19 protein-coding genes and 1 pseudogene are annotated in these 25,817 nt (G+C 65.8%); 12 read left to right on the top strand and 8 right to left on the bottom strand.

The annotated features are described in order from the left end of the window. Positions 1 to 85 precede the first annotated feature (85 nt). From ACIQMX_RS39310 to ACIQMX_RS39290, 5 genes are all read right to left on the bottom strand, one after another. Positions 86 to 493: a hypothetical protein gene (locus tag ACIQMX_RS39310; protein WP_402485654.1), complete on the bottom strand. Its 408-nt coding sequence runs from the start codon at positions 491 to 493 to the stop codon at positions 86 to 88. A 240-nt stretch (positions 494 to 733) separates the two neighbouring features. Next, on the bottom strand, positions 734 to 1,600 hold the full coding sequence (locus ACIQMX_RS39305) for a hypothetical protein (RefSeq protein ID WP_402485651.1): 867 nt from the start codon (positions 1,598 to 1,600) through the stop codon (positions 734 to 736). Between the two features lie 122 nt (positions 1,601 to 1,722). Continuing rightward, on the bottom strand, positions 1,723 to 2,748 hold the full coding sequence (locus ACIQMX_RS39300; protein ID WP_402485648.1) for a TniB family NTP-binding protein: 1,026 nt from the start codon (positions 2,746 to 2,748) through the stop codon (positions 1,723 to 1,725). Positions 2,749 to 2,773: 25 nt separating this feature from the next. Further along, the gene (locus tag ACIQMX_RS39295) at positions 2,774 to 4,981 is read right to left on the bottom strand and encodes a Mu transposase C-terminal domain-containing protein (RefSeq protein ID WP_402485646.1); all 2,208 of its coding nucleotides are present in this window, start codon (positions 4,979 to 4,981) and stop codon (positions 2,774 to 2,776) included. Continuing rightward, positions 4,978 to 5,700, bottom strand: a complete 723-nt coding sequence (locus ACIQMX_RS39290; protein ID WP_402485643.1) for a TnsA-like heteromeric transposase endonuclease subunit — start codon at positions 5,698 to 5,700, stop codon at positions 4,978 to 4,980. The genes ACIQMX_RS39295 and ACIQMX_RS39290 overlap by 4 nt, the downstream gene beginning before the upstream one ends. A 432-nt stretch (positions 5,701 to 6,132) precedes the next feature. On the opposite strand from ACIQMX_RS39290, the gene ACIQMX_RS39285 reads away from it, so the two are divergent. Continuing rightward, complete coding sequence (locus tag ACIQMX_RS39285) at positions 6,133 to 8,271, top strand: hypothetical protein (RefSeq protein WP_402485640.1); 2,139 nt, start codon at positions 6,133 to 6,135, stop codon at positions 8,269 to 8,271. A gap of 41 nt (positions 8,272 to 8,312) precedes the next feature. Here the strand turns inward: ACIQMX_RS39285 and ACIQMX_RS39280 are convergent, their stop codons facing one another. Then, positions 8,313 to 9,359: a TniQ family protein gene (locus ACIQMX_RS39280; protein ID WP_402485638.1), complete on the bottom strand. Its 1,047-nt coding sequence runs from the start codon at positions 9,357 to 9,359 to the stop codon at positions 8,313 to 8,315. 94 nt (positions 9,360 to 9,453) lie between these two features. Here ACIQMX_RS39280 and tpg point away from each other — a divergent pair, with 94 nt between their 5' ends. The 3 genes from tpg to ACIQMX_RS39265 all read left to right on the top strand — a co-directional run bounded on the left by tpg (position 9,454) and on the right by ACIQMX_RS39265 (position 11,432). After that, positions 9,454 to 10,029, top strand: a complete 576-nt coding sequence (gene tpg / locus ACIQMX_RS39275; RefSeq protein WP_385353052.1) for a telomere-protecting terminal protein Tpg — start codon at positions 9,454 to 9,456, stop codon at positions 10,027 to 10,029. Positions 10,030 to 10,066: 37 nt separating this feature from the next. Beyond that, a complete protein-coding gene (locus ACIQMX_RS39270; protein WP_402485635.1) occupies positions 10,067 to 11,011 on the top strand; it encodes a hypothetical protein in 945 nt (314 codons plus the stop codon). A gap of 238 nt (positions 11,012 to 11,249) precedes the next feature. Continuing rightward, positions 11,250 to 11,432 carry a hypothetical protein gene (locus ACIQMX_RS39265; protein ID WP_402485634.1) on the top strand — a complete coding sequence of 61 codons (183 nt, stop codon included), beginning with the start codon at positions 11,250 to 11,252 and terminating at the stop codon, positions 11,430 to 11,432. 116 nt (positions 11,433 to 11,548) lie between these two features. Here the strand turns inward: ACIQMX_RS39265 and ACIQMX_RS39260 are convergent, their stop codons facing one another. Continuing rightward, positions 11,549 to 12,139: a hypothetical protein gene (locus ACIQMX_RS39260; protein ID WP_402485631.1), complete on the bottom strand. Its 591-nt coding sequence runs from the start codon at positions 12,137 to 12,139 to the stop codon at positions 11,549 to 11,551. A gap of 198 nt (positions 12,140 to 12,337) precedes the next feature. On the opposite strand from ACIQMX_RS39260, the pseudogene ACIQMX_RS39255 reads away from it, so the two are divergent. The 7 genes and pseudogenes from ACIQMX_RS39255 to ACIQMX_RS39225 all read left to right on the top strand — a co-directional run bounded on the left by ACIQMX_RS39255 (position 12,338) and on the right by ACIQMX_RS39225 (position 16,894). After that, positions 12,338 to 13,193, top strand: a pseudogene (locus ACIQMX_RS39255) (IS5 family transposase). After that, the gene (locus ACIQMX_RS39250) at positions 13,190 to 13,339 is read left to right on the top strand and encodes a hypothetical protein (RefSeq protein WP_402485628.1); all 150 of its coding nucleotides are present in this window, start codon (positions 13,190 to 13,192) and stop codon (positions 13,337 to 13,339) included. The pseudogene ACIQMX_RS39255 and the gene ACIQMX_RS39250 overlap by 4 nt, the downstream one beginning before the upstream one ends. A 72-nt stretch (positions 13,340 to 13,411) precedes the next feature. Then, positions 13,412 to 13,588, top strand: a complete 177-nt coding sequence (locus ACIQMX_RS39245) for a hypothetical protein (protein WP_402485625.1) — start codon at positions 13,412 to 13,414, stop codon at positions 13,586 to 13,588. Between the two features lie 371 nt (positions 13,589 to 13,959). Next, complete coding sequence (locus ACIQMX_RS39240) at positions 13,960 to 14,460, top strand: hypothetical protein (RefSeq protein ID WP_402485622.1); 501 nt, start codon at positions 13,960 to 13,962, stop codon at positions 14,458 to 14,460. Further along, positions 14,460 to 15,173 (top strand): helix-turn-helix domain containing protein, encoded by a 714-nt coding sequence (locus ACIQMX_RS39235; RefSeq protein ID WP_402485620.1) that lies wholly within the window; start codon positions 14,460 to 14,462, stop codon positions 15,171 to 15,173. Before ACIQMX_RS39240 ends, ACIQMX_RS39235 begins: the two co-directional genes overlap by 1 nt. A gap of 175 nt (positions 15,174 to 15,348) precedes the next feature. Next, positions 15,349 to 15,915, top strand: a complete 567-nt coding sequence (locus ACIQMX_RS39230) for an RNA polymerase sigma factor (RefSeq protein ID WP_402485618.1) — start codon at positions 15,349 to 15,351, stop codon at positions 15,913 to 15,915. Beyond that, positions 15,908 to 16,894 carry a hypothetical protein gene (locus tag ACIQMX_RS39225; protein ID WP_402485615.1) on the top strand — a complete coding sequence of 329 codons (987 nt, stop codon included), beginning with the start codon at positions 15,908 to 15,910 and terminating at the stop codon, positions 16,892 to 16,894. The genes ACIQMX_RS39230 and ACIQMX_RS39225 overlap by 8 nt, the downstream gene beginning before the upstream one ends. Before the next feature lie 65 nt (positions 16,895 to 16,959). Here the strand turns inward: ACIQMX_RS39225 and ACIQMX_RS39220 are convergent, their stop codons facing one another. Continuing rightward, positions 16,960 to 17,523, bottom strand: coding sequence for a peptidase inhibitor family I36 protein (locus ACIQMX_RS39220; RefSeq protein WP_402485612.1), 564 nt, complete (start codon positions 17,521 to 17,523; stop codon positions 16,960 to 16,962). Positions 17,524 to 17,996: 473 nt separating this feature from the next. On the opposite strand from ACIQMX_RS39220, the gene ACIQMX_RS39215 reads away from it, so the two are divergent. After that, on the top strand, positions 17,997 to 25,445 hold the full coding sequence (locus tag ACIQMX_RS39215; RefSeq protein WP_402485659.1) for an RHS repeat-associated core domain-containing protein: 7,449 nt from the start codon (positions 17,997 to 17,999) through the stop codon (positions 25,443 to 25,445). Positions 25,446 to 25,817: the final 372 nt, after the last annotated feature.

Here is a 25,817-nt window from a genome sequence, read left to right as displayed (position 1 = left end):
CGTGCACACAGTCGGCAAACCAGGCTCCGCCAAGCGACGAACGAAGAAGTCAACGACTCCACGTCCACGCCGCACAGGTTAAAGATCAAGCTAGCCGCAGCCCAATGTGCCCCACATGCGTGATCAGCGCCAGGGAATCCGGTGCCTCCTCTGCGGCGGCAGCGACTACCATGCTCCAGTTCTGCGCCAGCAGCCACTTCTCGACGGCCTGCGGCACGCCGCCGGGGCCGGTCACGGGAGTGGAGGTGGTGATGTGCTGGATCACGCGCCAGTACTCCTCCTCTGCATCCAGACGGGCATGTTCGAGGCTCTCCACGAAGCTCGGCAGCACCGGAGCCGGCAGAACGATGCAGACTACCTGTCCGTCATCCCGGCCCGCGCGCATCGTCAAACTGCCGTGTGTGGAACCGATTTCGAGCATGTCGACTACAACGGTCCGCCAGCCGGTGAAGCCAGCCCCAGGCTGTCGCCTGGTCTTCTTTCGCTTGGTCACAGTGAACTTCCTTCTGCTTTCGTTCGGATCGGATACGGGGCGGCGTGGTGGGCGGCCTATGGCCATGGGCTGACGCCCGCCTGCCGGTCTGAAACGGTGAGAGGCCGACTGAGCTGGCAAGGTCAGGCACTGCAGCCGGGCTTCACGCCACCAGCGGCACGGTGGACAAGCGGCCTGTCGGCTGTTGGTCATCTGCGGCCGCCTCGGCAGTGCCGCGCGGCCACGGCGCGGCACCTGTGTTCACGCTGCTGCAGGAGACGGCAGGGCCTTCAGGGGGCTGATGCGTACCACTCCCGGGAACGGCGGCTGGGACGGGGCCAGATGATCTGCCGTGGCCTTCTGGCCGTCCCGGAAAGCGGCGTAGTGGGGAGCCAGGACTGTCAGAAGCCGTTCTGCGGCCTCCACACCCTCCTGGTGGCCCCACGGGTCTGGACCCCAGTCCCCTTCATCTCCATGATGCCCCCATTCCTGAAAATTGATCTCCTGGGCGAACGACGGGTACAGACGTAGTTCCAGCTCATTGCGGTCAGAGATCCCGACTTCCGCCTCGTGGGCTAGGTCATGGACGAGTTGAGCAATCAGCCCGGTCGCCTTCTCAGCCTCGTCATGAGCCCGGAGAAGGCCGAGCACCTCGTCCTCCGGGATCCGTCCGGCCACTGAGCTGACGAGGCTGTCCGCTGTATCCCCTGCGCGGTAGGCGTCGCAGATCCGGTACCTCAGGTCGCGGCGGACGTCATCAAATCCTTCAACTGCGGAACGGAGGTAGGCGCGCGCAACTGCGGCCGGATCGGGGGTGTGCGTACTGACGTGACGCCATGAGGCCAGACCTGTGCGGCGTTCGAGCAACCTGACCCTGACGTCCATCGGGCCCTGACGCACGACGCGAGCCAGGTACTGCTCGTCGATGACGGGACCTAGCGCGTACTCGAGATCGTATTCGGCGCACTCGTCAGGAGTGTGCGGGACCATACTGTCCTCGTCCCATTCTCCGGTGCAACGGACGTCGGAGCCGTAGGGGATGAGGGTCTCGTCGTAGCGATCCCAGGTGCCCTCCTCGCGGTGCGGTTCGGAAAAACGCACTTCCAGGACGGTCCGGTACTCGTCCATGTGGATCGTCCTCTCCTGATCCTGCTGTTTGCTGATGGCGTCGAATTCTGCGGGCGCTCGGTGAAGTCGAAGGCCCGGTGGCCCAGTTCTTGCAACGACCGCATGACCCGATGAGATGTGTGTCAGATCTGCAGAACCGGATCTTCACGGAAGTGTCCTACCAGTTGGTTGTCGAGGAGCTCTACGGTGATGGCCTCGGCGCCGGTTTCGATGGCTTCCTGGGCGCTGTGGCAGATGAGCTGGGAGAGGGGTTTCATGTAGCCGCCGGTGCGTCGGTGCAGGTGTTCGGCCAGGGCCAGGAGGTCACCGCGCTTGTGCTGGTGCAGCCGCAGGCTCTGGTCGAAGAACTTGACGATCTCGTGGAACAGGGCGTGGTCGTCGGGGCTGTAGGGGATCGGCAGTACAGGAAGGGTGGGGATGCCGCCGGATCCGCTGGAGGAAGGGGCGGGGTGCCTGCCGTGGCGGGCGTCGTTGACGATCTCGCGGGCGCCGGTGCCGCAGTAGACGAAGCAGACATCGCATTCGGCGGCCAAGTAGTTGAAGTAGTCGAAAGCTGTCGACAGTTCGGAGTTGTCGAGCCGGTCGATGCCGTCGACCAGGACGAGGCGGGTGCCGCGGGTCTTCATGACATGGCAGACGGGGCCGGTCATGTCGGTGCTGCGACCTGCGGTTTCCGGGTCCTTGGTGTGCTTGAACCCCAGGAACTCGGCGAACGGGATCGACATGTCCAGTTTGCTGCTCGGTGCGAGAGGGGCGTTGATGTGGATGACAGGGACCCGGGTGGCGTCGGCCGGCAGCTGGGTGCGGACGATCCCCTCAAAGGCGCGGCCAATCTTCCGCAGGACCGTGGTCATGCCGGTCTCGCCGGGCCCGTCCACGGCCAGGTGCAGCTGGCCCTCGCTCCGCGGACCGCTGGCCAGCCAGAGACGGCGTGCCAGGGTGAGGGCCTTCGCCATGGGCGGTGTCTGCACGGTCTGCATGGTGGCGTGGTAGAGCATCCGCGGGTCGTCGGGATCGACCGGAGGGTCGGTGGGCGGGCAGGAGTCGAGTGTCGGCGGGCTGACGACGTGGGTCAGGCGGGCCTGCCAGCCGGCACGGACCGTGGCCGGCAGATCCAGGGAGTCTGCGGATGGATCACGAGGGTGCATGTGCAACCGTCCTGAGGAGAGCGGATCAGGTTGCGTCGCCCGGCAGCGTTGTAACTGACTGCACCTGGGGCAGAGGGCCGCGGCACAGATGGCTGAGGGAGACGTCCATGCTGGGCAGAGCATTGACCATGTGGAAATCCGGGGCGGGGATGCCCTGGTAAGGGTCCTGGGCAGGCTCAATGCCCACGGCCATGCCGCGGTCGGTAGCCGTTGCGTCGGGCTGGCTGTGCGCGGACGCGGGGGAGGGGCCGCGGCCGGCGCGCTGCAGCAAGGCCCGTACCTCGCGGGCGATCGCCGCCTCGTTGCGGGTGCTGCCGCCCCTGTCGAGGTGGAGGGCCGTGGCCAGGTCCCAGACCTGCTCGGTCCACGCGTCGCCGATGAGCCGCTGGTACACGAAGTCTGCTTCCTTCCACTCACCGTTGGGCTCGGTCTGCAGCCATACCTTCTCCGGCTGGTGAGGGTGGTGGCGCACCGGCCAGCGCTGCCCCTTGCCCGGCCAGCCCGAGGACTTGCCGCGATACGGGTTCAGTGCGCGGCTGTCGTAGGTGCGGTTGTTGATCCGGATGCCCTTCTCGGTGACGGTCACCCAGGCGGTGGGCAGCAGCCGCAGACGGTCCTCAGGACTCAGACACATGGGCACGTAGCCGTTGCTGGCGACATGGGCGGCGAACATCTGGTTGGGGTTGCGGGGCGGCATCGACGGCAGGAAGGGGTTACGCAGTTCGGCGTGCGGGCGCTGCTGCCAGCCGAGCGCGATCCACTGCTGCAGGAAGTCATTGATCTGGTCGATGCGCCACAGCCGCTCCTTTGCGACGCCCTTGCCCTGCTGGGAGAGGTCCTTGCCCATGTAGCCGGGCAGGAACTGGCTGAAGAGGCTTTTGACCGAGCCGAAAGTCCGCTCCATGATCGCTTTGTGGGTGGGGGAGTTGTAGGCGGCGGGGCGTACCGAGATCCCCAGCTGGGCGCAGGCGTCCATGAAGGCGCGGCCGGCGAAGACCTTGCCGTTGTCCATGACGATCATGTCCGGGACGATCACCGGACGGGCTGCCGCACCGGCCATGCGCTCATCAGCCTCGACCAGCTCCGCGTACGGCAGATCCGATCCTTCCGCTGCGGCCTTGAGCGACCAGTGCGGGCGCATCGGCTGCGGGGTGCACATCTCGGCCAGCAGCAGTAGCGCGTCCACGGCTTTGGTGGCCCTCCCACCGTGTCGACGGGAGTTGGGAGTGCTCTTGACCCCGGCGAACTTGGGGCGTACCACCGCGGCGAGGACCGACCGGGACACGACGTCGATGGCTGCGGTCAGTTCGAGTGAAACGACCCGGCCGGTCTCGTCGATGGCCTTCAGGTCCAGCGAAGTGGTGTCGATCTGCACCTGCTCGCCAGGGGCTGTGGCCATGGGCAGCGTGAAGGGCGGCTCCGGCCGGTTGCCGTCATCACGGCGGCTGCGGATGGTCTCCTTGCCGCAGGCGATGCCCAGGCGGTCAAGCAGCCGATAAAACGTGGCTCGGGAGGGCATCAACTGGTCTGCTTTCCTCTTGAACTTCCTGCGGCATGCCCGATCGAGTAGCTCGAACAGACGTGAGCGGGTTCCGATAGACCTGTGCTTGCCGCGGTGGTGGATCTTCTGCAGCAGCCGAACGACCTGCTCGTCGACGCGGCCGTAGGCCGTGGCGGTACGCAGGCTGCGCTTATCGACCAGCCCCCACACGCCCTGTTTGAGCCAGGCCAGCCGTTTGCGTTCCACGGTGGCCGCCGACACCTTGTGATGGGCTGCGCACAGTTCGGCGGCCTTGGTGGCGTAGCGCTGCCGCAGAGTGGTGCGGTCCGGGTCGAAGCAGGCCCGCGGAACATTGCCCGGTGCGCCGAAGCCGGGCAGGCCGGTATGGACCTCCAGCACATGATCCAGCCAGAACTCGGCGTCATCACGCACGTTTTGAGGGAGCCCGTCGAGCAAGGCGGCACAGCCCAGGCTCGACCGCCCATCCCCGCCCGTGGCAACGGCCGGAACTCCGGCGAACAGCTCGGGCATGTGGTGTGCCCGATCCAGGATGCAAAAGCCGGGGGAGGAGTACAGGGCGTCCAGAAGGACTACAGCGTCCTCGCCGTCGGCGTGCTGGCTGAGCAGGTGCACGCTCGTGCCCTGGAGCGCGGCCACCAGGTAGCTCTGGCCGCGCCAGCGGATTGCCCGGCCCAAGGCCACTTGGCCCGGGGGTGCCACCGCGGCCGTCACGGTGCCTCCTCGCGGGTCCAGGCCAGGGAGCGTCCCGGGACGAAGGGGCGGTTCCAGTCGATGAGCAGATCGCCCCTCCAGATGAGGTGGAGTCCGCAGGCCGCAGTCGGCAGTGGGGGCAGGCCGCTGGCCTGGATCCCGCCGTCGAAGCGGCGGGGCCTGGCGAACATCTCATGCAGCACCCGGGCGGTATCGGGGCAGGCCATCCGGTCGTGCCTGTAGCGCGCCAGCCGCTGCCGGTTGCGCGCCACCACCGAGTCATCACCCTCGTGTACCCGCACCTGCCAGCCAGCCTGTTCACCCGCGGCGGTGACCAGCCTCAGGGTTCTGCCCCAGGCGTCACCGGCCGCGGCACCGCCGGTTGGGCGGCGCACCAGCAGCCGGGCCTGCCCGTCGCGCAGCCGGGCGAAGAACTCGGGCACGTACCCGTCCGTACTGCCGGCCCAGGACAGCCGCACCGGCCAGGACGCGAAGGAGGCGACCTGCGGGTCGAACTCCAAGGAGATGGCCGCCTCCAGCGCGCCCAACGTCGCGCACCCGGCGTGCCCTGCCCGGTCCGCGGGCCGCCACCACGTCGTGATGGCCCGCCGGCCCCGGTAACGCGGCGGCTCCCACACCCCCGCACGCTCCTCCAGCTTCTCCTCGCACAGCTGACGCACCGGCCGCTCGATCAGCCGCCCAGCGGAGGACCGGAACTGAGCCCACACCAGGTCATTCACCCAAGCACCTCCTTCCTCGACGGCAGAAGATCTCGCCGTCTGTATCGAACGAACCATCGACGGCGACCACGCTCTCCGGGCCACCACGGAAACGGAAGCGATTAGGAGGCTCTACGTTCGATTGAGTGATGCGTGCACGCGGGCCGCACGCTCCATCGATGGGGTGCTCCAGCGCACATATTCCCTGCTCAACCCCGGTTCATCGAGAGCGATCCGGGGGCGCACGACAACGTGATTCGTGTGCGCCTCGCTCGTAGGGAGCATTCTTCGCAGTCCCTCGACAGCCCTCTCCCCAGGTCAGAGGCGGGCGGATCGTTTTTGCGGAAAAGGGATGAAAAATTCTTTCATGTGATGCTGTGCCGCGTGCCGCAAGGCGAACGCCTTGCGGTGACGTTCTTTCCGCCAGCAGCCCTCACGGGAGTTGAAGCGATCGTGGATGCCCTGTTCGACTCCGATGAGGTCTTCATCGCCAAGCCGCGTCCGAGCATTCCGGTCCCGGCCGAACGCGCCAGGTTGCGCGCAGCATTCGAACTGAATGCATGGCAGGTCGCCGACGCGTGCGGGATCACCGAGGAGACCCTGCTGGCCTGGGAGCAGGGCGCGTCATCCCCTCTCGGAGACGAGGCAGCCACCTACGGCTACCTCCTGGACACCCTGCAGGCACGGCTGACCGGCAAGGCACAACAATGGCCGGTGCCGACCCTGCTCCCGGACTGGGCCGCCCTGGGCCGCCTGAAGCTCGAACTGCCCAGCAGTGCCGACGGAGAGGAACCTTGCCGGCGCTGCCACGAGCCCACCACGCAACGCGTCGGCGGCCGCCCCCAGCACCTGGGTACCCGCTGCCCCGCCCCGGGCTCCCAACGTCCGCCCGCCCCTGTCGTACCCGCCGTAGTCCCACAGCAGCCCGCCCCGGCCGCCCCTTTCTCCGCCCCTCACGCCGCTCAGCAAGGACCACCCGCGCGGTACCTGTGCTATCCGGCGGCGCGAGGACGCCACTACAGCGACGGACCTCTGGCCGTACTCGAAGCAGACGGCACCGGCCTGCTGGCCCACCTGGCCGACGGACGTGTCCGCCTCTGCCCCGTCAGAGACCTGCCCGGCCTGCTGGAATGGACCCTGCGTGCCCCGCTCGGAGCCGCACCGTTCCGCGCGGAGGGCCTGCCCAGCGGCCCCCTCCTGGTCCTCACCCCCACCGCCCTCACCCGCCTGGGGCTGCCCACAGCAGCCCCCGCCCAGGCTCAGCGCCACCCGCGCAGCGACCATGTCCTCCTGCGCCAACTCCGGACCGTCGGCTGGCAGAGCGACGACCAGGGCCTGGGCCCTTGGATGCGCCTGCACCCCAGCGCCGGGGACCCGGCCTGCGAGAGCGTTCACCTTGCGGTCACCGCCTGGGGAGCTCTGCACCACGACGCGTGGCAGCTGCCCGACGATCTCTCGCCCGCCCAACTCGCCCTCGTAATGGGCCAGTACGCGCACCTCGTACGCACCCCTACCGGAGAGCCCGGCGCCTGCGGCCACCGCCTCATGAGCGATCTACGGCCACCCGAGCACCGCCACGCCGTCACCCGCGCCCTGCTTGCTCGCGGAGTGCCCAGCGCCCTGACCGCCCGCACCGACCCGGCTCCCTGTGATGCCCCGACCGGACACCGATCTGCCGGCGAAGACACCCTTGCCGACATTGACATCGACTGGTGGCGGCTCCCCACCCCCGAGGAAGCCTCCTACCCTCACGTGGTGTGCTTCGCGGTCAACCTCCACCACTTCGCCGACAGCAACAACATCCGGGTCTCCGACGTGCCGGCCCGCCACGTCTACCACCCGGATTTCGACCCCAAAATTCCCGGCAGCTGGCTTGTCGACCTGTCCGGCACAGACCCAAACCCCCACCTGCCACCGGCCTTCGCCAGCAGCGGCCTGGCCTGGCACACCACCCCCGCTCTCGCCTACGCCACGATGCGCGGCATCAGGCCACAACCCGTCCAGGCCTGGCTGCGCCCCGGCAAAACGAATCCCTACTTCGATCCCTGGTACAAGCATGTGCGCCTGGCCCGACTCGCCGTCCTCGAACGTCTCGGCCTGACCAAAGACCCGGACACACCAGGCCTGCTCGCCGCCCTTCGCGATCTGCCCCGCGCCGACTGCGGGCAGCGGGCCCTGCTGAACGTCATCGACGCCACCGCGCAGGATGCCTTCACCGCCATGGCCCAGCCACCCACCCATCCCGACCAGGCGCTGCTGACCACCTGGCCCACCCCCGACGACCCCACCTGGCGTCCCGATCTGCGCGCCGCGGTCACCGCCAATGCCCGCGCCAACGTCCACCGCAAACTGAGCCGAACCGCCCGCGACGGCCACTTCCCCCTCGCCGTCGCCGACGGCCACCTCCTCTACGCCACTCGCTCCCCGGACCTGACCGAGATCACCGAGGCACCGAACTGCGATTTCAGGATCGGCCTCTCACCCGGCCAGATCAGGCCCGTCGCCGTGCGCCCCATGCACTGGTACCAGGCCCAGTGCACCGACAACGCCAACGCCGCACGCGCACTCAAGAACTCCTGCGCAGCCTGGTGAGCACCCCAGCCGTCCCGGGCACTGCAGCACTATCCCCGTACCTACTCCAGCGCGGAAACCGGGCGTCCCAGCCGCCACGGAAGGCAGGACGCGTCCTCCAACGGCCCCTGCTCGAAACCGCCCACGTGAGGCTCGAGAACCGGCAGCCGCTGAGAAAGGTAGTCAGGCGGCGGCGCCTGCTGACCCAAGCGCGCCACCACAGGCTCATCCACACCGTGCTGCAGCGTCCACTCCCGAAGCGCCCGGTACCCGCCGTACTCCATGGGCGCGCTCATGCCCAACCGCTCACCCACGAAGGTAATCCAGTGCCGCGACACCCACCCCGGCGCCCCGTTATCGAACTCCCGCCCCCACCGCCGCTGCCGCTCGTACACAGCCATCGCCTCAGCCACCACCACCGCCTCCGGGTACACCACCAGCGGCACCGACCACTCCTGCCGCCCCGTTCCCAACACCCCCTCACGCCGAGCCCACACGGTCTCGGACCCCATGAGCCTGCCCTGCCACCAACAGGCGGTCACCTGCAGCGCATCAGCCAGCAACACCCGCGCGTACGGCCCCACACGCTGCCGCATTCGCTGCCACCGGCGATGCGCACAGACCACCTCCTCAAGGCCAGTCAACCCGACCTGGGCGGGACCGCCCGCCGCACCATCACGCAGCCAACGCCCGTGGCGCACACACACCTGCCAGACCTCACGGCTGGCGCACCAGACCGGAGCCACAATGTCCTCACGCCGCGCCAGACACCCCACACACGGCTCCAGCACCGTCCACCGAGGCGGCCACGGCGCCACCCGCACAGGCCTGCTGCCGCGCTCCCTGACCGCCAACGTCGGCAGACTCCGCCGCAACTCTTCAGGGGTACGCCAGGCCATAGCGGCCAGCCGCTCAACACCTTGATCCCTCAAGAACACCTCATGCGCCCGGGGATCCACCCACTCCTCCACCCGCCCGCCACCCGCCGCCTCCCGTAAGAGCACACCGACCGGACGATCGTTCACCCGTGCCAGGCGACGGATGAACGACCCCGTCGCCTCACCCGGCACCGGCCGCAACCCCACCGGCTGCGGCCCCGCCTGCTGCATCCCGCCCCCTCAACCCACCACGCGCTCCTCACCACAGACAACGACCCACCACGCTCACGGCAACGCGCCCCCTCCCGCAGAAAACCACGCCCCCATGCCCCCACCGACGACCACGTCCATCACCCACGCACTCGACCTCGCCGACGCCCGCCACTGGACCCGCAAGCCGCCCACACGGCCTGCCACACGCCTGCGCTACCTCCTCACCGCCCAGGATCCCGACCTCCTGGCAGCCCGCATCTTCGCCTTCCCCGCAGCCGTCGAACGCTGGGCCCAAGGAGACGGCCTCGACAACCTCACCACCACCCACGCCCGCCTCATCGAGCGAGAGATCTACCGCAGCTGGCAGCCTCGCGCCCGCCGCCGAGCCCACCAACAGATCCTCGACCACGACGGCTCCGTCACCGCTCGACTCCACGCCCGCTTCACCTACACCACCCCCAACGGCGAGTTCCCCGATGAACGTCTGCGCAACATCACCGAGGACATCCCTGCCGCCCACGCACGCCGCCTTTTCAACGCCCGGCACACCGAATCCGACGACGACGAACTACGCCGCATCCTCGCCGACGGAATCGGAGAGGCCTACTTCTTCCGCGCGCTGCCCCACGACCAGCAGCAGGCCGCAGTGACCATCAGCGACCTGCACCTCATCCAGTTCCACTACTGACACCGGCGGCCTGCCTGGCCCGCCCCCGGAGCCAACCATGACCCACATCTACGCTTTCCAGGACGCCAACGGACAGTGGCACGGCGACCCCGACACCGCCCCGGCCAACCCCGCCGACAAGCCCTCCCGCGGCTGGCTCACCTACGAGCCCGTCCCTGGAACCCCCGAAGCCGACAGCCCCTTCGCCGGACAGACCCTCGCCGTCCTATACGGAGTCACCGACCTGGAACCAGGCCCGGTCACCTACCAACTCGACAGCGGCGGCCGCTTCCAGGCCACCTGGTACGTCCACACCCTGCTCGCGAAACCGATCGGCTCAGCCGCTATCCCTTTGCAGAGCCAGGCTCCCGCTCCCACACCCTGCCTGGAAGGCAGCCTCACCGAGAACGACCGCTACTACGCCCTCACTGCCACACGCGACGCAAGCGGCCACCTAACCATAGAAATCACCGTCACCAGCCACCACGGAGAAATCCAGGCCGAACTGCGCGGAACCGTCAACATCGCTGACCTCCACCCCCTTGCCCGACTCCTGCATACCAGCATCCCCAGCCCTGCCCCACCAACCGGCAACCACCGGCGTACCTGGAGCCCACCCGAATCCGCCAGGCTGACCGACCGCTACCGCGAGGAACGCGACTTCGGTGTCCTCGCCCAGGAGTTCAACTGCCGACGAGCCGACATCTACCTCCACCTACGCCACCTGGAACTGATCGCCGACCCCGCCCAGCAGCGTCCGCACCAGCCCACGCAACCCACCACCTCGCCCCTCCAGCAACAGCGGCGCCTCCAACACAGCAACTCCCACGCCCGCTGGACCGAACAGGAAGAAGCCCAACTGGCCCGCCGCTGCGCCGACGGAGCACCGGTCGCACAGCTGAGTAAGGAGTTCGGGCGCAGCGAACTGGCCATCGAGTCCCGCCTGCTGAAGACCGGGGCTCACGGCCCCGCAGCCGACCAGGCAAGACTCAAAGTTCTATGAGACCCACAACCGGGCCACCTGACGTGTACAGCACCGCGAGGCGTTTCACTCCCTGCGGGAGACGTCCACACACGCGGGGTGAGCAGAAGACCACGGCACGCTAGGGTGCCTTGAGAATCTCGTCCTCAAGGGAGCCGTCCGCGTGGACACGTCTTTGGCACACAGGTTGCGCGCCACCGTGGCAACGCTCTTGCACGAAACCGGCGAGAGCCAAGCAGGACTGGCTGACGCCATCCGCGTGAGCCAGGCACAGGTCAGCCGCCGCCAGAGCGGAACAGCCGCGTGGGGCCTCGACGACTGCGACGCCCTGGCAGCACACTTCGGCATCGACGTGATGGATCTGCTGGCCGGCCCCTCTCCCGCATTCCAGGCCCTCCAGCTGGTACGCGCACAGGAGGGGCAACAGAACGCGAACTGTTGAACACACCCTCAGTTGGCTACAGACCTCTTCAGCGCCGGCGCCGGGGGTTGCCGGGGCGACGGCAGCAACCAGCTGGCACTGCCAGGAGCGACTGCCCGACGGTGTCGCCGGCGGTTTTACGCGAATCTGCTGGGGTGGATTGGGGATGCCGCGGCAATCGCGTTCCTGAACGCCCACGGCACCGTGAATTCCGTCGGGGTCGAGAGGAGACATCCCTTAGCCTGGCGACACAAGCAGTAGTTGATGTCCACGTCGATACCGAATGCCGTCCCTGCGCAGATGGTGCCGTCGTTCACTTTCCCGTGCACCTGCAGAGTGAGACGGGCGTTCTCCCTTGCGGCTCGGGACAGGTCGTCGGCGCTCCGGTGCGTGAGGGAGCGTGCTATCTCGAGCCCATATTTGACCACCTGGGTGCGCTGGCGGGGCACGCTTGATGGATGGGTGAGGAGCATCAGTCCATAGACCCGCGCCTTGCCGGCGCCGACCGTAGTGGCCTTGGCCAGATCGTCTGCCATGTACCGGCTGTACTTCCCTACCGTCGCCTGCTCCTTCCGCGCGAAGTCGAACGTGTACGCAGCCTTCATCTCCACCAGGGCCAGTGGCTCGAGAGTTGTCTCATTGAGGACGGCGAGGTCGGTGCGCCCCTGGGCGCCGTAGGGGCTCCATTCACGGGCGGTGATGTGTCCGGGAAGCGACGTGTGCAGCACCCAGGCCAGGCGGTCGCGGATCGGGTGCTCAGGTTTTGACGTGAGGGCGAGGTAGGCCAGCTCATCGGGAGCAAAGGACGAGCATGCCCTCTTGAGAGGGCGTTAAGTCCCGTTCCAGATGCTGTGGTGTCGCTCGTTCGTGGGTGATGGGGCGATTCCGCCCTCGTGTTCTGGCGTGTGCATGATGGGGTCGTGGTCATGGAACGGATGCCGTACGCAACCGACTTGACCGACAGGCAGTGGGCGCTGATCGAACCACTGGTCACCGGGTGGAAGCAGGCGCGGGTGTCGCGGTCGGCGACCGGGAATCCGGGCTCCTGCGATCTGCGGGAGGTCGTGAACGCGCTGCTCTACCAGAACCGGACCGGTTGTCAGTGGCGGCTCCTGCCACACGATTTTCCGGCCTGGTCGGCGGTGTTCTACTACTTCACCCTGTGGCGCGAGGACGGCCTCGACCAGCGGACACAGGAGATTCTGCGCTGCCAGGTGCGGGAGCGGTCCAGACGATTAGAGGGCCCGTCCCTGGTGATCATCGACACTCAGTCCGTCCGTGCGGCGGCCGGGGTGCCGAAGGGGACGACGGGACTGGACGTGAACAAGAAGACGCCCGGCCGCAAGCGTGGGCTCCCCGTGGACGTCATGGGCCTGATCATCGGCGTGGTCGTCCTGGCCGCGAGCGCGCATGACAACGAGGCCGGCATCGCCCTGCTGGACCAGGCTGCCGAACGATGCGGGATACGCCTGGAGAAAGCCCTGGTCGACCAGGGTTTCAAGGACGCCGTGGTCATCCACGGAGCGGTGAAGGACATCACCGTCGAGGTGGTCCGACGTAACCCCGACGACCAGGGCAAAGGCTGCGTTCCGCAGCCGAAGCGATGGGTGGTCGAGCAGGTCAACGGCACCCTCATGCTCCACCGCCGCCTCTCCCGTGACTACGACCACCGGCCCGACAAACGCGGCCTCCCGCGTCTACTGGGCATCCACCGCGGGCATGCTCCGCCGCCTCACCACCCCCACCGCCGCCTGGCGCGACGACGTGGAGCTGGCCGCGTGAACGTCGCCGAACTCCTGCGGCTGCTGCAGACCGAACACGACGAGGCCACCGCACGAGCCGACCACCTGCGCGAGCAGATCGAGCGGCTCACCACCGCCCTCGCCGAGACCGAGGCCCGCCTGACAGAGCTCACCGCCACCCGATAGACCATCGACGACCTCGCCCCGCCCGGCCACGAACCACCCTCCGCGCAGAACGGCACCGTCTACCAGCGCATCGTGACTACCTTCAACGAGCACCCCGACAAAGTGTTCCGCGTCCACGACCTGCACGAACACCTCGGCCTACCCACCGACGAGCCCTCGATCAACGTCACCCGCTCCCGCCTGGGACGACTCGCTCGCCAAGGATTCCTCACCCAACCCGGACGTGGCCGCTACCAGAAACGGACTTAACGCCCTCTGAGACGCGGAACTTTCCTGCTTTGGGCAGCCACCTGAGCCGCTCAGCGTGGACCCACCGGGTGTTTGCGAGGAAGGCGCACCCGGACAGGCTGCTGAACATCAGCTTCTCGATCCGCTCAAAGCTCTTTTCGAACTCGGCTCGGGTACGAGGTCCGGCGCCATGACGGACCTTGTTGCGGAGAGCGACCAGCTGATCGAGGTCTGCGATCAGGCCCTTCCCGCCCTTCTTCCGGGCTGCCGCCTCGACCAGGCCGGCTGCAGGATCATTGTGCTGACGCGCGTTCTCGACTACGGCTTTGAAGGCGCCGACCCAGTGCCCCAGGGAAACGCCACCTCGCGCAACAGACTGCTTCCACTGACTGATGGCCGGCCGGGCCGTCCGCGCCATCCTTCTGTACGGCATCGGCGCCTTCGCCCAACGCCCCCGCACCGTCACCGGCACCACCCCCCGCACCATGGAGCGCGACGTCCCCGCCGACGCCGAAATCATCGGCTTCAACGATGAGACCATCACCTGGCAACGCCCCACCGGCTTCACCCGCGACCCCAACGCCCACCCCGAATGGGCCGCCCACATCTGGTCCTCCGCCCGCTCCGCCCTGCTCACCCAGCGCCACCGCGACGACGACACCTACGCCGGCGCCCTCCACGCCCCGCCCGGCACCGTCGTCGCCTTCCGCACCGACGCCGTCTACCTCACCCAGCCTCAGGCCTGGCCCTACCACGGCCAGCCCGGCGACTACCTACACAAGGGACACCTCACCGGCCCCCTCACAGCACCTGCCACCGAAGACGAACTCCTGACCATGCGCGACAAGGGCCGCACCGCCCTGCAGAGCGCATCCAGCAACGGGGAGTCCTGATGCCGCCCCGACGCCGAACCGCCCCCGCACCGCTCCACAACGAAGCAGCCCGGCTCGCCGACCGGCTCCAGGCAGTCGGCTACACCAAACGCGACATCGCCCGCATCATCAACCGAGACCCCTCTCTGGTCTCCCAGTTCTACACAAAGAACAAAGGCGCAGCCTTCGTACCCGCTCTCACCCACGTCCTCACCGCCATTCAGAGCGCAGGCATCACCGACACCACCGAACTCGCCACCATCGCCGCCCAGCACACCACCCGCCGCACCACCGCAGCCGGCGCCAAAGCCCGCGTCCGCACCAAAGCAGTCCTCATCACCTCCACCGGCACGGGCACCGGCCGCGCCGGCGCACAAGCCATCGCCTCCGGCTCCGCCCGGCTGCGCCCGCTCATCGCCGAAGCAGCCCGCCAAGGCCTGCGCCTCGCTTTCACCGTGCGTCTCGCGAAAGGCGGATACCTGCACGCTTCAGGCAGCCGCACCGACTCGCCCGGCATTCGCCGCGACGTCATACAACGCGCCGACCACACCGAAGAACGCTCCTACGGCTCAGCCACGACAGGCGGCTTCGCCGCCACCGACTTCGCCCAACGCGTCGACCAAACAGGCGGCGACGTCACCACAGCCGTCTACCAATGGCTCGTCGAGACCAGCCGCATCCGCCCCGAAGCCCACATCACGCACCTCGAGATCCGCACCTGGCGTCCCCGCTGACGCGGCCTAGCCACCCACCCACCTGGTGCTGGCGGCTGCGTTCAGACGAGGCGGCAACATGACGTTGTGAGTCCCTCTGGCTGTTGTAGGTCGTATGAGTGGGCAACGATCTCTGAAATCTTTTGCCACCTGTAAGTTCCTACCGTTCGTGGACACATACAGGCTGGAGGGGGATGTGGACTCAACCGATGAGCAATGCTTCACAGAGCTGTATCGCCAGCACTACGGGGCTGTTGATGCGTATGTGCGGAGGCGCGTGCACCCGGACCACGCGGTCGATGTCGTAGCCGAGGTATTCCTCGTTGCATGGCGGCGACTGAAGGATGTCCCATTTGGGATGGAGTTGCCATGGTTGTACGGTGTGGCCAGAAAAATTGTGGCCAATTCCTACCGTTCGGACGGACGTCGCCTGCGCCTCGTGGAAATGCTGGCAGCTCAGCCTCACCGTGATGTCGGGGATCATTCCGATGCCATAGCGCAGCGGCAAGCAATTTCCCATGCGTTCGATGGTCTGAAGAGGGTAGACCAGGAAGTGCTGCGCCTCACCCTCTGGGAGGGGCTCACTTTTTCTCAGGCTGCCACGGTGCTGGGTTGCACGGTTCCTGCCTTACAGGTACGTCTGCACCGTGCCAGGAAGCGGCTAAGGCGAGCAGTCGAAACTTTGGCCGACGATGAACCCGACCTGTCCTCGTCTTCGAAGTGGGGAAACAGTCCGGTGGAGTGGGGTGGTAGAGATGCGTGAAATTGAGGATTATCTTAAGGATCTTAATCCTGCTGATTCTGATGCGATGCCAGATGAAGCGGCGCTACAGAGAATTATTTCTAGCAAGCGAAAATCTAAGACCCCCGCCAGGTACGTCCCTACTTTGCGGCAGCGGTGGGCTCTGGCTGGAGCCGCGCTGCTAGTTGTGGCTGGAAGCCTCGTGATGTCTCAATTGGATGGGGTTCCGCCACAACCTGCCCTTGCGATGACGCCCGTCGCCTTGAACTACGAAGCCACTGATTGCTCAGCCACTGAAATGCTGAGTAAGACTGCAGAGCGGACGAAATCGCTTCACGAAAATCAAAAATCTGACGTGACACACCGGTTTGTCCAGGACAGTTGGTCCTTGTCGACGCGCATTGATGGTGTTCAGGTGACCTCGGCAGTGATTCCTGAACATCGGGAGACGTGGGTATCACCCGACGGATCCCAGAGATGGAAGGCTAGGACGCAGAAGCCGGAGTTTCAGACGGAAAAGCAGCGCAAGGAATGGCAGGACTCCGGCGCTTTGGGCGACACCCCGAAGGTGTTCTCTGGATCTGGCGAGCCGGCAGATAGACCAGCGCCAGCAGCGCCACCGTCATCAGGAGCGGAGGGCATGCGAAAATGGCTCGCGCAAGGACTGCCACAGTTTGGCTCTGGGGAACTCTTCAGCCGCATCCGAGAGGTATACCTTGATCACAACTTCTCCCCGCAGCAGCGAGCAGCGATCCTTCAGGTAGTGGGGGGCGCGTCAGACCTGACGTGCAGAGGCAAGGTGACCGACCGTGCCGGGCGTACGGGTATCGGCTATTCAGTGAATTCTGCATACCGCGGACTGGACACCCAGTACACCCTCATATTTCACCCCGAAAATGGAGTTCTCTTGAGCTATGAAGAAGAACTTACCGGGTCCGCCGGGGCGCTTAACGTGAAAACTCCTGCCATCATCTCCTACGTCACTTACATAGTGCACTAGAGGAGTACGCAAAGAGGGGGCGCGGATTTCCGCGCCCCCTCGTCGGCGGTCAGATTATCCTGCGGTCAGCTTGTGACGAAGTAGTCGGCTCGGTTATCATCAGCGTAATAGACGGAGGAGCTGCTCGAGTGGTTCTCTTCGGTCCAGAGATGTGTGGGATTGTTCACCCAAAAATCTTCGTACACTCTAATGGTCTTCCCTCCCTTGTTGGACCACGATGAAGTCTCGTTGTCAAAGTCATACGCTGAGAAGTAGACGCGTGACGTGTGTGCCGCATTCCACTGCAGACGCCGGCCCCCAAAATTGGTGTTCTGGTAGAAGCAGTACCAGTCGTTGCCGAACACTTGCGTCGGGCAATTATCCGAAGCGAGGATCGTGGCATCTCCCTGCGTGGCTTCGCTTTCGACGGTGCCCGTCGTCTTGCCGGCGACCTTAGCCTGTAGCCGCTGCGCGGCAGGGCTACTGATGGGAGCCTGGGTCTCTCCGGGCAGCGGGAAGGCCATGATTGCTTCCCCGCCTTCCCAGGCGATCTCATTCTGGCTTATCTGAACCCCGCCCTCGGTGCTCGCCAGGACTTGATTGATCTCTTGCTGCAGCGGAGTCAGGCTTTCCGCATTCGCACTGCTCATGGGCGATAGCCCAAGTGTCAAGGCTCCGGCAACCGCAAGCATTCGGAATTTTCGCATGAGTTTCCCCTCCCACGTTGAGCGCGTCCGCGTTCAACGATGGGTGACTTTACCCATGACGGTGGAGGCTGTGTGAAGGCCTCGTCGAGTCGAAGAATATGGCCGAATCGGGGAGCGGTTCTTTCTGCTGTTTCCTCCCTTCGCTGACGAGTGAGTGCTGTTCTATTTGTCATGGTTGGTGTAGTCCTGGAGCGTAGGTTTTTTAGTAGCTCTGGGCGCTTAGGTGCCCGCTAGGTGGCATTTGGTCTAGTGGTTCACCTTTGCCGGATAGCGGCGGGAAATGATTTCCGGTCATCAAGTCAACGGTGCTCATGTACATGACCGAATGTGTGTATGGTGTGACGCTCCGCGCGGGGAGTGTGGAGTTCATGCGCTAGCTATGGCTTGTGAGAGTGCTCTGGGGAGGGCGCGTGCGTATGCACGGCGAGCGGTCTGGTGTGTTTCTTGGTGCCCGTCGGCGACTGCTGACGGTGGGGGCGCTGGTGCTGGCACTGGCGGTTGGCACGGTGTCGGCGGAAGCCACGCCGCCCAAGCCCACGCCCAGCAGTTCTGGGACGCCTTCGGCGGCCGCTTCAGCACCTGCGCCCGCGGGCAGTTCTGCGCCAAGTCCTGTGCAGTCGCCCGCGTCTGAGCTTGCGGGAAAGTCCAAGCAACCCGCCAAGGCAGCCGCTGCGCCGGATGCGCCGACCGTTGCCAACGCTGTGTACGCATACGACGCGGTAGGCCGCCTGGTCGGGGTTACGGACCCAAGTGGAGAGACGGCTCGGTATCGCTTCGACGAAGCCGGCAACCGCCTGGGGGTGGACCGGTACGCCTCGAGCACTCTCTCGGTGCTGTCGATGGTTCCTGTGCGTGCCCCAGCTGGGGCAACGGTGACCCTGTCGGGGACCGGCTTCTCCACAACTGCCGCGGACAACTCCGTGTCCTTTGGCGGACATGCGGCCGTGGTCACCTCAGCGACGGCCACCCGACTGATCGTTACGGTGCCGGCGGCTGCGTCAGACGGGCATGCGTCGGTGAGCGTAGGAGGTTCGACCGAGCAGTCGCCGGAGTCGTTCACCCTCGCGTCCTCCGGACCAGTCGTGACGACGATGGAGCCGACGTCCGGGGCACCAGGCTCTCAGGTGGTGCTGTCCGGCTCAGGGTTCTCCTCCACTCCGACGAATAATCTGGTGCGGTTCAATACAATGCTGGCCGAAGTGGTCGGTGTCACTGCAACGTCGTTGACGGTGAAGGTTCCTGAGGCGGCGACGAGCGGCCGCGTGCGTATCGAGACACCTGACGGCACCGCAACCACGGCAGCAACCTTCCTCATTACGGCCGGCAGTGATGACGGCACATTCGAAACCACGGCGACTACCTCCGTCACGGACGACACTCCGCCGACGGTGGCCGTCACCACGCCCGGCAGGCGTGCGCAGGTCCTGTTCGATGCCGAGCAGGGCGACGACATCGGTTTCGGAATCAGTGCCTCGACGTTCAACACGAACATTCCGCTTCGCCTGTATGACCCGCAGGGTGTTCAGGTCGGTGGCTCAGGTTCGGTGAACAAGGAGGGCGGCTCCTGGCAGGTTCATGGCCTTGCCGCTACCGGTACGTACTCCTTGGTCCTTGACCCGGGGCCCAACAACATCGGTGCGGCAACCGTCACGGTCTCCAAAGCCTCTGGCGGCGTTCTGGACCTGTCTGCACCCACTGCCGACACGCCCATGCTGAGACTGGGCCAGGAGGGGCATTGGACGCTGACCGGCGCCCAAGGCGACTCGCTCAGTATTGGCATCGACGCGACCAGCATGGCGAAGAACCTGTCCATGCACATCGAACTTCTGGGGCCGGACGGACAGGCCGTGGACACCGCCTATGTGACGGGCGGCTCCAAGGGCCAACTGGACGTGGAAGCCCTGCCGTCCTCGGACCGCTACGACCTGTGGCTTGACCCGGCCCCCGGAGCTACCGGCACAACCAAGGTGACAGCTTCGCACTATGCGGACGCCGGACAGTTGGCGGTGACAGGCCCGGCTACAGACCTCACCATCGCCCGGCCCGGCCAGAACGGCATCGCCCACTTCACGGCACAGCTGGGCCAGCGCATCTCGCTGGGCTCCACATCCACAGGCTTCCCGTCGTACACGAGCATGGAAGTACACGGACCGGACGGCAAGATCGTCGACAGCAGCTTCATCGTCTCCGCCAACCAGAGCGATGAATGGGACAGTCCTGCCCTGACGACCAGCGGCACATACACACTCAAGGTCGTGCCCCAGGACAACGGCACCGGCACGATCACCTTGACCTTGTCCAATCCCACCACCGCTGAGATCACCACTACCGGCCCGACGAGCAGCGTCACTATCGACCGGGCCGGACAGAACGCCGTGCACACCTTCCAGGCCGTGGCAGGAGATGACCTGTCGCTGGGCTTCACCAGCAACACCTTCACCCTGCTCCTGTCCATCACTGTCCTCGCGCCCTCAGGCACGAAGGTCATCAACGGCCAGAGCCTGTCACCCGGGTACGCGGCCAGCTTCCCGCTGCCGGACCTGCCCGAGACCGGCCTCTACCGCGTGGAGATCAACCCGTACAAGGGGACCACCGGAACAGTGAAGGTGACCCTGTCGGCAGACGCCGTCACCGCAATAGCGATCGACGGCACAGCACAGACGGTCGGGTCCACCCGCCCTGGACAGCGCATCCGTGCCGAGTTCACCGCTCCTGCCGCCAAAGTGTTCGGCCTCGCCGTCACGGACAACACCCTTGCCTCCTCCGGTGAGGCCTACCTTGTAGGACCCACCGGCGGGAAGGGAACCTATCTCGGCTACATCCCTGACCACTCACCCGCAGCGCTGTACATATCCGGAGCCACACCAGGCACCAAATACACCGTGGTGATCACACCCGGCGACGCAGCAACAGGTGAGGCGAAACTCTGGCTGTCCAACCCTGTCGTGGCCGGTACCCTGTCAGCGGCCCAGCCCTCCGCCAGCGCAGAGATCACCCGGCCCGGCCAGCAACTCCAGTACACCTACAACGCCACAGCCGGAGACGGAGCCGCATTCCTGCTCAGCGCCAGCACCCTGACCAAGGTGACCAGGGTGGCGCACTGGGCGCCCGGTGCCAGTACAGACGTCCGCCTGGGCTACCTGTCCGGCACCACCTTCGACGCGACACTGCGCGCGCCCCTGGCTGCTGGCACCCACACCGTATTGCTGCAGCCCGATGAGCCTGCCACCGGTCATGCAACGGCCACCCTGGTGCCCGACACCGACGGCGGCACGCTGGCGATAGACGGCGGCAGGAGCAGCGCCTCCATCACCACGCCGGGGCAGAACGCCCACTACACCTTCACCGGGACCAAAGGTCAGAAACTTACACTCGGGCTCGACACGCCGCCGGGGCCCTGGGAGCTGTCCCTGTGGGATCCGACCGGAAAGTGGCTCTACAACGCCACATACATGGGCGCCACCACCGTCACTAAAGCCCTCTCGGCACTGCCCGCAGACGGCACCTACACCCTGACGGTGAACCCGGCCTCGATGAAGACCGGCACCTACAGCCTCGGCCTGACCACCACCCCCACAGCTGCCCCCGCCAAGGCTGCCGCTAAGCCCGTCTCGCATCCCAGCGACACAGCCACGACCAAGAGCACCACGAATCCAACACCAGGCATCGTGCCCACCGGCGCAGATGCCTGGCAGCCGGGCACAGCCAACATCAAGGGCCGCGACTGGGTCACCGGCCGCGGCGACGGGCCTAAGCCCCCTGCACAACTGCGTGCCCCGCCAGGCACGACAGCACTCAGCGGACACGTGCGGAAGCTGGACGGCAAACCGCTGGCCAAGGTCACCGTGCGCATCGGCAACAAACACGGGCACACGGACGCCCAAGGTCGCTTCCTTCTGACCGACATCAACGAGGACGCCACGACCCTGGTCGTCGACGGGGCGAGCGCCAACACCAAGAAGCGTCAGTACGGCCGGTTCGACATCCGCATCCATCCGAAGGCCGGCCAGAGCACCGACCTGGGATTCCCGGTGTGGCTCACACCGTTGGACACCAAGCACACCGTGTCCTTCGCCGCGCCGGCGAAGAAGAACGTCACGCTGACCACCCCGCAGATCCCCGGCCTTGAGGTCCGCATCCCCAAGGGATCGGTGGTGCGGGACGAGAACGGCAAGACAGTCACCGAGCTGGGAATCACCGCCATTCCGATCGACCGGCCGCCCTTCCCTCTGCCGAAGAACGGTGTGGTCCCGGTCTACTTCACGGTGCAGCCGGGCGGCACCTACGTGTTCCCCAAGGGCGCACAGATCGTCTATCCGAACTACACCCACGAAGCCGCCGGCACCCGGGTCGACTTCATGGACTACGACCCCGAGGGCAAGGGCTGGCACATCTACGGCCACGGTCAGGTCAGTGCCGACGGCCGGCAGGTCGTCCCTGACGCGAAGACCCGCGTCTGGTCCTTCCACGGCGCCATGTTCAACATCTCGGACCTCGTGCCCTGGGACCTGACCGGGCTCAAGGACGTCATCGACTGGCTGTCAGGGGACCCGGTCGACCTTGCCACCGGACTGCTCACCGACTCCCGCACCGACCTGGGCGTCACCGACCCGGTCGGATCGGCCGAGGTAACCCGGACCTACTGGCAGGGCGACACTCACCGGCGCGCTTTCGGCATCGGACGAGACCTGTCCTACAACGCCTTCCTGCACTCCGAGAAGCAGTATCAAGAAGTCGACCTGTATCTGCCCGGCGGCCAGAAGGTCCACTTCACCCGCACGTCGCCGGGCACCGGATACCTGGACGCGGTCTTCGAGCCCGTGGATACCCCCACGGGCTTCCGCGGCTCGAAAATCCTCATGAGTAAAGCCCAGTGGGAGCTCCGGCTGCGCGACGGCAGCGTGTGGGTCTTTCCCCTGTACTCGCCGCTGAAGGAGATTCGAGACCAGCACGGCAACACCCTCAGATTCACCCGCCGATCCGGCACCAAGGGCGAAATCACCCGCATCACCACACCCGGCGGCCGCTGGATCTCCCTCGCCTATGACGAATTGCACCGGGTGCGTGAGGCCCGGGACAATGCCGGCCGTACCACGTCCTACACATACGACACCGCAGGCCGGCTGGACACCGTCACCGACCCGGCGGGCAAGGTGAGTTCGTACACCTACGACGGCACGTCGAACCGGATCGCCACCGCGAAGGACGCCCGCGGCATCACGTACATGACCAACACGTTCTATGCGGACGGGAAGGTCAAGGACCAGGCACTCACCGAAGGCGCGAAGTACTCCTTCGCCTACACGGAAACGGGCACCGGCCAGATCACCTCCAGCGAGGTGACCCAGCCCGGCGGAGCAGTACGCCGGGTCGAGTTCGACACGGACGGCTACGGCGTCCTGGACACCGCAGCCTACGGCTCGTCACTCGCCCGAAAAACACAGTACGTGCGCGGCCCGAACCACCGCATCGACGCCGTCATCGACCCCTACGGGCAACGCACCGAGCTGACCTACGACGCCAACGGGTATGCGACGAAGTCTGTCGAGCTGGCAGGTACAGCCGATGCCCGTTCCTCCGGCACAGTCACGTACGACGGCCCCTACGACCAGCCGACCAAGGCAACCGACCCACTCGGCAACACCACCCTTTTTGGCTACGACACAGACGGCAACCTGCAGACGGCCACCGACCCCGAGGGCCGCAAGACCACCCTCACCTACGCCCCCGACGGCCAGGTCAAGACCGTCACCGACAACGCCGGGGCAGTGACGGAGTACACCTACCGCAACGGCGACCTGGTCTCGGCCAAGGACGCCGAAGGACGGGTGTCGACCCAATTCACCGACGCCGCCGGCAGAGCGACCGCCCTCACCGACACGGCCGGGTCACTCACCACCATCGCCTACGACAAGCTGAACCAGCCCCGCACCGTCACCGACGCCCTGGGACAGACCACCGGCTACGACTACGACGACAACGGCAACCTCACCACCCTCACCGACGCCCGCAACAACGCGGTCAGTTGGTCCTATGACAACGCAGACCGCCCTAAATCGGCCACCGACGCCGTGGGTGCCCAGGCCACGTTCGAGTACGACACGGCAGGGCTTCTGAAGAAGGCGACCAGCCGCTCTGGGAAGGTCGCGACCGCGACATACGACCTCCTGGGCCGGGCCAAAGCCGGCCAGTACGGCGTCGACATCGCCGGCCAAGCCGAATCCAGCGTCAGCTACGACTACGACACCCACGACCTGCCCAAGCAGATCACCGACAGCCAGGCCGGCAACCAGAGCTTCACCTACGACACCTACGACCGGCCCAAGACCGTCACCGGCCCCACCGGCACGGTCAGCTACACCTACGACGCAGCCGACCGACGTAAAACAATGACCGCGGGCGGCCAGAGCACCAGCTACGGCTTCGACAAGTCCAGCATCCTCACCTCCGTCACCTCCGGCACCCAGGAAATCGGGTTCGGCCTGGACGCGGCGGGCCGTGAGAAGACCGCCACGATGCCCGGCGGTATCACCCGCACCACCGGCTACGACAAGACCGGCACCATCAAGTCCATCGCCTACGCCAAGGGCGCCACCAGCATCGGCGACCTGAACTACACCCGCGACGCCCGCAGTCTGCAGACCGGTCTCACCGGCTCCCTCGCCAACGTCGCACTGCCGGCCGCCGAGACAGGCACGGTCTTCGGCAAGGACAACCGCATCACCACCTTCGCCGGTCGCTCCTTCACCTACGACGCCGACGGCCAGCTCAAATCCGACGGCATCCGCGACTACACCTGGAACGCACGCGGCCAACTCTCCGGCCTGACCAAGACTGGCCAGAACAGCACCTTCGCCTACGACGGCCTGGGTACCCGCTCCACCAAAACCGTCGGCGGCACGACGGACAAGTTCCTCACCGACGGCAGCAACCCACTCGTCGAACAGAACGGCTCGGGCGACACGACCGCGACCGTAGCCACCTCCGGCCTCGACCAGTACCTCACTAGAACCGAGAACGGCACCACCCAGGTCTACCTGACCGACGCCCTCGGCTCAGTCATCGGACTCGCCAACAGCGACGGCACCATCGCCACCACCTACGCCTACGACCCCAACGGCAAGACCACCACCACCGGCACCGCATCGTCCAACCCCTACACCTTCACCGGTCGGGAAAACGACGACACCGGCCTTCTGTATTACCGAAACCGCTACTACGACCCCGAGACCGGCCGCTTCATCTCCCAAGACCCCATCGGCCAGGCCGGCGGCACCAATCTCTACCAGTACGCCCTCTCCTCACCCACCACCTACACCGACCCGAGCGGCAACAACCCCATGATTGCGGCGTGCGCGGCCAACGGGTTGATCGACGGTGGTATCGACTGGGCCATCCAGCGCCTGTCAGGGCGCAAGGTCAACTGGGGACAGGTCGGCAATGCGGCGGTCCTCGGCTGCGCAGCTGGCATGCTTGGCGTCGGGCTTGGTGCCAAGGCAGGGCCCGGTCTTCGGAGCACGACCGCATCAGGATCTGGACGGCGACTTCCTATGACTACGGAATGCGTCTGCCGGATTGCCGATAAGTATCGAATAGATATAGTTGGGATTTCCATCAAAATTGACAAGTCCAGAATTGGGTACTACGGATCGACTTCTCCGCAAAGTGTAATTACGTTGACCCGAGAGGCGTTCAAGAATGAACAGCAGCTCGCTCGAACGCTTGCCCATGAGCGCTTTCATGTGGATCAGATTCGTAAAGGTATGGGTTACCCAAAAGATTATGATTCGGGTAACGCTTGGGAAAGTGCGGCCGAGGCGTTCGAGGAATTCTGGTGGACAACTATCGGGAAAGATTTGATGTGAAGGATTCATCGGCGTCGCACTCAGAATGGATGGATGCGTATCAGCGTGCGTATGTGGGTGACAGGACTGTCTGCTGTCCAAGCTGTGGATCCAAGGAACTTCAGCTGGTCTTCCTGGTTACTTCTCCAGGGATCGAACAAGGTTCCGCAAACTTCTGGTGCGATTCGTGCCTCTTGGGGTTGATGCCGATGCATGCTTATGTACCGAAGGGCAGGGTGGTCATTTTGAGGAATGCTGCACAGATTCCAAACTATGCGCTGGTGCGGGAAAGCGGGGTGGAGTAGTTTCAAAACCATGGTGCCACTTGGGGCTATTTTGCTTTTCGGAACCCCGGCAGTGTGGGTCGGAGGGCTGGGCTCGCCACTCGGTAGC

The organism is Streptomyces sp. NPDC091416 (assembly GCF_044756845.1).
Lineage (GTDB): Bacteria > Actinomycetota > Actinomycetes > Streptomycetales > Streptomycetaceae > Streptomyces.
Note: the sequence above shows the minus strand (reverse complement) of the source record. Positions and strands in the feature narration are given on the sequence as shown.

Bases quoted from the DNA above. Each gene is read 5' to 3' on its own strand.
- ACIQMX_RS39280 (WP_402485638.1), bottom strand. From the start codon at position 9,359: ATGCAGCAGGCGGGGCCGCAGCCGGTGGGGTTGCGGCCGGTGCCGGGT.
- ACIQMX_RS39225 (WP_402485615.1), top strand. From the start codon at position 15,908: ATGCGTGAAATTGAGGATTATCTTAAGGATCTTAATCCTGCTGATTCT.
- ACIQMX_RS39300 (WP_402485648.1), bottom strand. From the start codon at position 2,748: ATGCACCCTCGTGATCCATCCGCAGACTCCCTGGATCTGCCGGCCACG.
- tpg (WP_385353052.1), top strand. From the start codon at position 9,454: ATGCCCCCACCGACGACCACGTCCATCACCCACGCACTCGACCTCGCC.
- ACIQMX_RS39270 (WP_402485635.1), top strand. From the start codon at position 10,067: ATGACCCACATCTACGCTTTCCAGGACGCCAACGGACAGTGGCACGGC.
- ACIQMX_RS39235 (WP_402485620.1), top strand. From the start codon at position 14,460: ATGCCGCCCCGACGCCGAACCGCCCCCGCACCGCTCCACAACGAAGCA.
- ACIQMX_RS39240 (WP_402485622.1), top strand. From the start codon at position 13,960: ATGGCCGGCCGGGCCGTCCGCGCCATCCTTCTGTACGGCATCGGCGCC.
- ACIQMX_RS39305 (WP_402485651.1), bottom strand. From the start codon at position 1,600: ATGGACGAGTACCGGACCGTCCTGGAAGTGCGTTTTTCCGAACCGCAC.
- ACIQMX_RS39215 (WP_402485659.1), top strand. From the start codon at position 17,997: ATGCACGGCGAGCGGTCTGGTGTGTTTCTTGGTGCCCGTCGGCGACTG.
- ACIQMX_RS39220 (WP_402485612.1), bottom strand. From the start codon at position 17,523: ATGAGCAGTGCGAATGCGGAAAGCCTGACTCCGCTGCAGCAAGAGATC.